Source organism: Streptomyces sp. NPDC020996 (assembly GCF_040641355.1).
Classification (GTDB): domain Bacteria; phylum Actinomycetota; class Actinomycetes; order Streptomycetales; family Streptomycetaceae; genus Streptomyces.
Genome location: NZ_JBFADM010000128.1, coordinates 1 through 7,259 on the forward strand (window position 1 = coordinate 1; position 7,259 = coordinate 7,259).

General features: G+C 74.3%; 9 protein-coding genes and 1 pseudogene. 7 read left to right on the forward strand and 3 right to left on the reverse strand.

From position 1 onward, the window contains the following. Positions 1-246: 246 nt before the first annotated feature. Complete coding sequence (locus AB0G63_RS38730; protein ID WP_360760494.1) at positions 247-939, forward strand: GAF and ANTAR domain-containing protein; 693 nt, start codon at positions 247-249, stop codon at positions 937-939. A 111-nt stretch (positions 940-1,050) separates the two neighbouring features. After that, a complete protein-coding gene (locus AB0G63_RS38735; RefSeq protein ID WP_360760497.1) occupies positions 1,051-1,542 on the forward strand; it encodes a hypothetical protein in 492 nt (163 codons plus the stop codon). Positions 1,543-1,995: 453 nt separating this feature from the next. On the opposite strand, the gene AB0G63_RS38740 is transcribed toward AB0G63_RS38735, so the two are convergent. The 3 genes from AB0G63_RS38740 to AB0G63_RS38750 form a co-directional block, all read right to left on the reverse strand. Then, a complete protein-coding gene (locus AB0G63_RS38740) occupies positions 1,996-2,274 on the reverse strand; it encodes a glutaredoxin domain-containing protein (RefSeq protein WP_360760500.1) in 279 nt (92 codons plus the stop codon). A gap of 79 nt (positions 2,275-2,353) precedes the next feature. Further along, on the reverse strand, positions 2,354-2,797 hold the full coding sequence (locus AB0G63_RS38745; protein ID WP_360760502.1) for a hypothetical protein: 444 nt from the start codon (positions 2,795-2,797) through the stop codon (positions 2,354-2,356). A 182-nt stretch (positions 2,798-2,979) separates the two neighbouring features. Further along, on the reverse strand, positions 2,980-3,117 hold the full coding sequence (locus tag AB0G63_RS38750) for a hypothetical protein (protein WP_351893618.1): 138 nt from the start codon (positions 3,115-3,117) through the stop codon (positions 2,980-2,982). 47 nt (positions 3,118-3,164) lie between these two features. Between AB0G63_RS38750 and AB0G63_RS38755 the strand changes: the two genes are divergently transcribed. From AB0G63_RS38755 to AB0G63_RS38775, 5 genes and pseudogenes are all read left to right on the forward strand, one after another. Beyond that, positions 3,165-3,725 carry a hypothetical protein gene (locus AB0G63_RS38755; protein ID WP_360760505.1) on the forward strand — a complete coding sequence of 187 codons (561 nt, stop codon included), beginning with the start codon at positions 3,165-3,167 and terminating at the stop codon, positions 3,723-3,725. Then, a pseudogene (locus tag AB0G63_RS38760) lies at positions 3,620-3,967 on the forward strand (ATP-binding protein); the annotation flags it as partial. The gene AB0G63_RS38755 and the pseudogene AB0G63_RS38760, both read left to right, overlap by 106 nt. 68 nt (positions 3,968-4,035) lie before the next feature. After that, positions 4,036-4,362: a rhodanese-like domain-containing protein gene (locus AB0G63_RS38765; protein ID WP_360760508.1), complete on the forward strand. Its 327-nt coding sequence runs from the start codon at positions 4,036-4,038 to the stop codon at positions 4,360-4,362. Between the two features lie 52 nt (positions 4,363-4,414). Continuing rightward, positions 4,415-5,644 (forward strand): FAD/NAD(P)-binding oxidoreductase, encoded by a 1,230-nt coding sequence (locus AB0G63_RS38770; protein WP_360760510.1) that lies wholly within the window; start codon positions 4,415-4,417, stop codon positions 5,642-5,644. 150 nt (positions 5,645-5,794) lie between these two features. Further along, the gene (locus AB0G63_RS38775) at positions 5,795-7,180 is read left to right on the forward strand and encodes a rhodanese-like domain-containing protein (RefSeq protein WP_360760513.1); all 1,386 of its coding nucleotides are present in this window, start codon (positions 5,795-5,797) and stop codon (positions 7,178-7,180) included. The last annotated feature ends 79 nt before the right edge of the window (positions 7,181-7,259 follow it).

The following is a 7,259-nucleotide window of genomic DNA, read 5'->3' on the forward strand; positions in this document are numbered from 1 at the left end:
CGCGCCGCGCGGCGCGGCCCCCCCCCCGCGCGCGGGAGGCCGGCCGCGGCCGCGCGGCGTCCTCCGGCACGGCGGGGGCCCGCACCGCCCGGTGCGGGCCGGCATGGCCACGGGGGCCGTGGGAGTCCGGCCGGTGAACCCCGGAGCCAGGACCGCGACGTCGCGGCTCCTTCCTCCGCGCGGCGGCCGGCCGGGACATCCGGCGGCCCTGTGGCCCGAGCGGCGAGCGAGACGGGTGGTGTGCCGGTGGAATGGCGGGAGTACGCGGAGCAGATGGCCCGGCTCGCACGGGATCTGCTGGCGCAGGATTCGGTCCAGGGAACGCTGGACGCCATCGCGGCGGCGGCGGTGCGGCTGGTCGACGGCTGTGACGCGGCCGGGATCCTCGCGGTGCGCAAGGGCCGGGCGGTGACCCTGGCCGCGTGCGGGGACATGGTCCGGGACTGCGACCGGCTGCAGGGGGAGCTGGGTGAGGGACCCTGCTTCGACCTGGCCCGCGGCGCCGCCGGCGAGCGTGCGTACCGCATCGAGGACCTCAGCCGGCCCCAGGCGTCCTGGCAGCGGTTCGCCGCGGGCGCCCGCGAGCTGGGCGTGGGCAGCATGAGCGGGGTGCTGCTCTACGCCCAGGACGAGGACTTCGGCGCGCTCGACCTGTACGCGCGCCGTCCCGGAACCTTCGGCGAGGACGTCGAGACGGCGGTCTGGCTGCTGGCCTCGCACGCCGCCGTCGCCCTGTCCAGCGCCCGCACCATCGACCAGCTCGAGCACGCCATGGACAGCCGGCACGCCATCGGCGAGGCCATGGGCATGCTGATGGAACGTCACCGCTTCAGCGAGGAGGAGGCGTTCGACGTGCTGCGCCGCATCTCCCAGCACCACAACCTCAAGCTGCGCGACGTCGCCCGGCGGATCAGCGGCGCGGGCGCCGATGGGGGCTGACGGGAACTGACGGGGGCTGACGGGGGCTGACGGCCGGGTCCCGTGCCGAACGGTCGGTGTGCCGCGGTACTTGCGGCGCGGAGGCCGCCCGCATGGCATGATCAGGTGCAAATGGCCACCAGAGAACCGGACGACGGCACGGCAGCGGGCGACGGACACCACGCGGCGCCCGTGCCCGAGGACGTCTGGCGACGGTTCGCGGCCGACAGCGAACGGGCCATCCGCCGCTCCGCTCCCCGCGAGCCCTCGGCGCGTGAGCGCCTGTCGGGGGCGCCCGTGCGCTTCACGCCCGGCGCCGGCCACGCACCGTCGGACGCGGTCGGCGAACTGTGGCAGCCGCAGGAGCTGTCGGCCGGCCCCGCCTGGCGCGACCTGGACGGTCCCGGCCGGCGCCGCCGGGTGTGCCGGGTGCTCGGAACCGTGGCGGCGGTCGTGCTGCTGCTGTCCGCGGCGTCCCATCTGTCCACCGGTCCCCGCCAGGGCCGCGGGGTGCCCGGCGGCACCACCCTGCAGCAGTCGGAGGACGTCCCGGCCGGCTCCCCCGCCGGCGCCACGTCCCGTCCCGAGCCGGACGACACGGCCCCCACCCTGCGCGCGGGCTGACCCACGCCCCGAGCCGCCGGACCGCTTCACGGCGCGGCGGTGAGGCGACGATCGGTGACGCCGCCGCGGGGCTCCCGCACCCGGAGCCGAGGCACCCCCGCCGCCTCGGCCGTACGAGCAGGGTTCACCGGGCCCTACCGGACTCCAACGGCAGGACTCCGACTCCGACGCCGACTCCGAGCGCACGGTCCGGCGGCCGGGCTCCGACTGTCCGGCTCCAACCGGCATCCTTCGGCGGCCGCACCCTCCGGCGGCCGGGCCCGGAGAGGATCCTGACCGCACGCGGAGGCATCTCGCCGACCTGCGGCACTCGGCCCGGCAGGCGGCCACCCCATACCAAGCGCACCGGACCAAGACGCGGGGACCGGCGCGGGGGAGATCGACTACCACACCAGCGCCGGCCCCCGTCACAGCACCGAGGCGCACGGCCTCGCGGGCGCGGCGTCGGGCAGGTCAGGCCCGGTTCGGCAGGAGGTGCGGTGCGTGGGCTGCGACGGCCCGCAGCACCTGCTTCTTCGACGGGTTCACCATCGCCCTCCCCGCCACGGTCACCGTCGGCACGGTCTCGTCGCCGTCCGCGACCGAGCGGACGAACGCCGCCGCCCGAGGGTCGCGCCGGATGTCGACCTCGGTGTACCGCAGTCGCGTCAGGCGCAGTCCCAGGCGCAGCTTCATGCAGAACACGCACCCGGGCCGCCAGTAGACGACCACGCCCTCGTGGTCCTCGTTCACCGGTGCCCCCCTCGGTCTCGGCGACGGTGCGCCAAGCGTAGGGGAGTCCGGCGTGCGGGTGGGGGCCGGGGCGGGGGCGTCATCTCCCCGTGGTCCGCGGCTCGTAGGTCGCGAGCGCCCAGATCACGAACACGTCGATCGCCATCATGATGACGGACCACACCGGCGCGTAGGGCAGGAACAGGAACTGGGCCATCAGGCTCAGCGACGCCAGCACGATGCCGACCCCGCGCGCCCACCCGGCGCCGGAGAGGATACCCGCGCCGGCGATGACGGCTATGACGCCGAGAACGAGCAGGATCCATCCCCAGCCGGTGAGATTGATCTTGTAGACGTAGTTGCCGATGCGGGCGTAGACGTCATCCTTGGAGATCGCCGCGACGCCCTGGAAGACGGCCAGAAAGCCGTTGACGATCATCAGGACGCCCGCGAAGACGGCGCCGCCGTTGGCCCAGGCGCTGCCGCCGGTGGGGGCGGATCGGTAGTCACCGGACGGGGCGCCCGAGTGGGACGGTGCGGTCATGGTCGCACTCCGTTTCTCGTGGGGCGGCGGCAGCGGGCACCGGTCGCCCGGCCGCCTGCTTCGACAGTCGGCCCGGAGTGCGGGGTCGGCCAGAGGATGTGAGCCGATCGGGTGATGGACGGGTCAGGGAACGGGTGATGGACGGGCGCGCGTCGGGCGCGTGCCGCGCGGGCGGTCCCGGGTTACTCGGGCTCGCCGTCGTCGACGCGGTAGGTCCTCGTCCAGGTGGCGCCGCAGCGGCAGCGGGACAGCTCCACCAGGTCGCCTTCCTCGGACACGGCCAGACCGTCGCGGAGGCGGACGTGCACGTGCTGACTCATGGGATGCGCCTTCTCTCGCGTGTGCCGGGTGTCCCCACTGTCATCACATGTCCGCCTCCGTCCGCAATGACGCGGACCACAGGGCGGCCGGCTACCCGTCGGCGATCCCGGCGCGCTCGCCCTCGCGCCGGCCGTCGGCCGACCCGTCCCCGGACCGGCCGGCCGTCCTGCACGACCAGGCCCTGCGGCTGGGCCGCGTCGTCGGCGACCGCGGCGAGCCGGCGGACGCGGAGTCGGCCCGGCTGTCCCTGCGGCACGCCGAGGTGGATCTGGTGGCCGTGGTCCGTGCGGCCGTGGCGGACCGCGAGGCCGAGCTGCGCACCGCGGGGCTGACCGTGCGCACCCGCACGGGGTCCGCTCCGCTCGTGGTGTACGCCGACGCCGACCGGCTGCACCAGGCCCTGGGCAACCTCCCGTCGAACGCGGCCCGTTACTACGTCCGGGCGACACCGTCGCCGTCGGCGCCTCCTGCCGCGCCGGGGAGGCGGTCGTCGAGGCGGCCGACCCGGGGCCGGGGATCCCCGCCGGGGAACTCCCGCACGTCTCCGACCGGCTCTGGCGGGGCACGCGCGCCCAGGCGACCGGCGGCGGCAGCGGAATCGTCCTGACCGTGGTCAAGGAGCTCGTCACCGCGCACGGCGGCAGCGTCGGCGCCGCGTCCGGCCCGGACGGCGGCACCAGGATCACGCTGCGCCTGCCGACCGCCGCGACGCCGACCGCCCCGACGCTGACCGCCGCAATGCGGGCCGCCGCGCCGCTGACCGCCCCGACGCGGGCCGCCGCTCCCACTCGCGGCGCTGGTCAGAGCCCTGACGTTGCCCGAAAGGCAAATACCCCCAGGGGTATTTGACGCTTCCCCCGAGAGGGTCGTACTCTCGCCTACAAGAAACCCCCGGGGGTATTTGAGGAGGCAACCACATGGCTCGCGAAGTCACCCAGGAGGAGTTCTCCGCCGCGTGGGCGGACGGCGCGCTCACCGTCGACGTCCGGGAACCCGCCGAGTACGTGGCCGGCCACGTGCCGGGCGCCCGGCTCATGCCGCTGCGCAGCGTGCTCGACCGGTGCGGCGAACTGCCCGGCGACCGGCCGGTCTACGTGATCTGCGCCAGCGGCAACCGCAGCAAGACCGCCGCCGACTGGATGAACTCCCGTGGTGTCGACGCCTTCTCGGTGGCCGGCGGCACCAGTGGCTGGGCCCGAGCGGGCCGCCCGATCGCGGCCGGTGCCCCGGAGCACGCGGCCTGACCCACCCCACCGACACCCGCACCCAGGCCTGCCGACGAGAAGGAGTCCCGCCTTGGCCGCCACCCCCTCCCCCGCGAACGAGCCGCTCACCGGCCGTCACCGCGTCGTCGTCATCGGCGGCGGCAGCGCCGGCATCAGCGTCGCGGCCCGCCTGCGCCGCGCCGGCGTCACCGACATCACCCTGATCGAACCGTCCGACACCCACTGGTACCAGCCGCTGTGGACGCTGGTCGGCGGCGGCCAGGCCCCCCTCGGCGCCTCCCGCCGTCCCGAGGGGTCCGTCATCCCCGACGGGGTGCGCTGGGTCCGGCGCCGCGCCGAGTCCGTCGACCCCGAGGCCCGGACGGTCACCCTGTCCGGCGGCGAGCAGCTCACCTACGAGTACCTGGTGGTGGCACCGGGCCTCCAGCTCGACTGGGACGGCGTGCCCGGCCTCGCGGAGGCCGTCGGTCACGACCGGGTGAGCAGCAACTACGCTCCCCAGTACGCCCCGCGCACCTGGGAGCTGGTCAAGCAGCTGAAGTCGGGCACGGCCGTGTTCACCCACCCGGCCACCCCGCTGAAGTGCGGCGGCGCCCCGCAGAAGATCGCCTATCTGGCCGCCGACCACTGGCGCAAGCAGAAGGTCCTGGACCAGATCCGCGTCATCATGGTCATCCCGGACCCGGTGATGTTCAAGGTGCCGGCCTGGGCGCAGGTGCTGGAGAAGGTCGCCGCCCGGTACGGCATCGAGGTCCGGCTCAGCTCCGAGATGACGGCCGTCGACGGCGACGCCCGCACGCTCGTCATCACCGACCACGCGAACGGCACCAAGGAGACCATCGGCTACGACCTCCTGCACGCCGTGCCGCCGCAGAGCGCCCCCGACTGGATCAAGACCGGTCCGCTGGCCGACCCGGCGAGCCCGCTGGGGTTCGTCGCCGCCGACAAGCACACCCTGCGGCACCCGGTCTACGGCAACGTCTTCGCGCTCGGCGACGTGGCGAACCTGCCGACGTCGAAGACCGGCGCGGCCGTGCGCAAGCAGGCGCCGGTCGTGGCGGCCAACCTGCTCGACGTGATGAACGACCGCTCCCCGTCCCGCCGTTACGACGGCTACACGTCCTGCCCGCTGGTGACCGCCCGCGACAAGATGCTGCTCGCCGAGTTCGACTACGACCTGAAGCCGCAGCCCTCCTTCCCGCTGATCGACACGTTCAAGGAGCGGCGGGACATGTGGGTGTTCAAGCGGTACCTGCTGCCGCCGGTGTACTGGCACGGCATGCTCACCGGCCGGCTCTGACCGGCGAGCCGGGCCCGGGCCCTCCCGGTCCGGGCCGGCCACCGGCCCCGGCCCCCCTCTCCCCCGCCCCCGCCCCCGCCAAGGGCGGACCAGAACCTTCTACATACCCCCCCGGGTATCAATTCGATCCGATACGGAGGTCACCCGACCATGTTCTTCGCCCAGTACTACCTCGACTGCCTCTCCCACGCCTCGTACATGATCGCCGACGAGACCACCGGCAAGGCCGTCGTCGTCGACCCGCGGCGTGACGTCTCCGAGTACCTCACCGACGCCGAGGCGCACGGCTTCACCATCGAGGCCGTGCTGAACACCCACTTCCACGCCGACTTCCTCGCCGGTCACCTGGAGCTCCGTGACCGCACCGGCGCCTGGATCGGCTACGGGCAGCGCGCCGAGGCCGAGTACCCCATCCGCAAGCTGACCGACGGCGAGCGCATCAGCCTCGGCGACGTCCAGCTCCAGATCATGGAGACCCCCGGCCACACCCCGGAGTCGATCAGCATCCTGGTGTACGAGCACGCGGACGACGCCGTGCCCTACGGCGTGCTCACCGGCGACGCGCTGTTCATCGGCGACGTCGGCCGTCCCGACCTGCTCGCCTCGATCGGCGTCACCGCCGACGAACTCGGCTCGATGCTCTACGACAGCATCCAGAAAAAGCTGATGGCCCTGCCCGACGCGGTGCGGGTCTTCCCCGCGCACGGCGCCGGGTCCGCCTGCGGCAAGAACCTCTCCACGCAGCGCCAGTCGACCATCGGCGAGCAGCGCGCCACCAACTACGCGTGCCGTCCGATGAGCGAGGAGAAGTTCGTCGAGCTGGTGACGGCGGGCCAGCCCTCCGCGCCCGCCTACTTCGTCTACGACGCCATCCTCAACCGCAAGGAGCACGGCCTGTTCGACGCGACCGCCGCGCCGCGTCCGCTGTCGGTCGAGGACTTCATGGAGCGGCGCGCCGCCGGGGCGGTCGTCGTGGACGCCCGTTCGCCGCAGGACTTCGCCGCCGGGCACCTGCGCGGCTCGGTCAACGTGCCCGCCGACGGACGCTTCGCCGAGCAGGCCGGCATGGTCGTCGGCCCGGAGGAGGACGTCATCGTGGTCGCGCCGCAGGACCGCGAGGAGGAGATCGTCACCCGGCTCGCCCGCATCGGCTTCGACAAGGTCGCCGGCTACCTGCGGGAGCCCGAGGGCGCCTTCCCCGCCCTGGCCGACGAGATGGCGCAGGCCAGCCGCCTGACCGTGGACGAACTGCGCCGCGCCCTGGACGGCGACGAGCCGCCGCTGGTGCTCGACGTCCGCAACGGCTCCGAGCGCGAGGAGGGCTTCATCGAGGGCTCGCTGCACATCCCGCTGGCCGAACTGGCCCGCCGTATCGACGAAGTCCCCACCGACCGGCCCCTGGTCGTGCACTGCGCGGGCGGCCACCGCTCCTCCATCGGCTCCAGCCTGCTGCGGCACAAGGGCCGCACCGACGTCTCCGACCTGCTCGGCGGCTACGGCGCCTGGCTCGCCGAGCCGGCCACGGCCGACGCCTGACCCACCCCGGGGGGGGGGGGGGGCGGGCCGCCGCCCCCGCCCCCCCCCCCCCCGGGCCCCCCCCCGGCGGGGCCGGCCC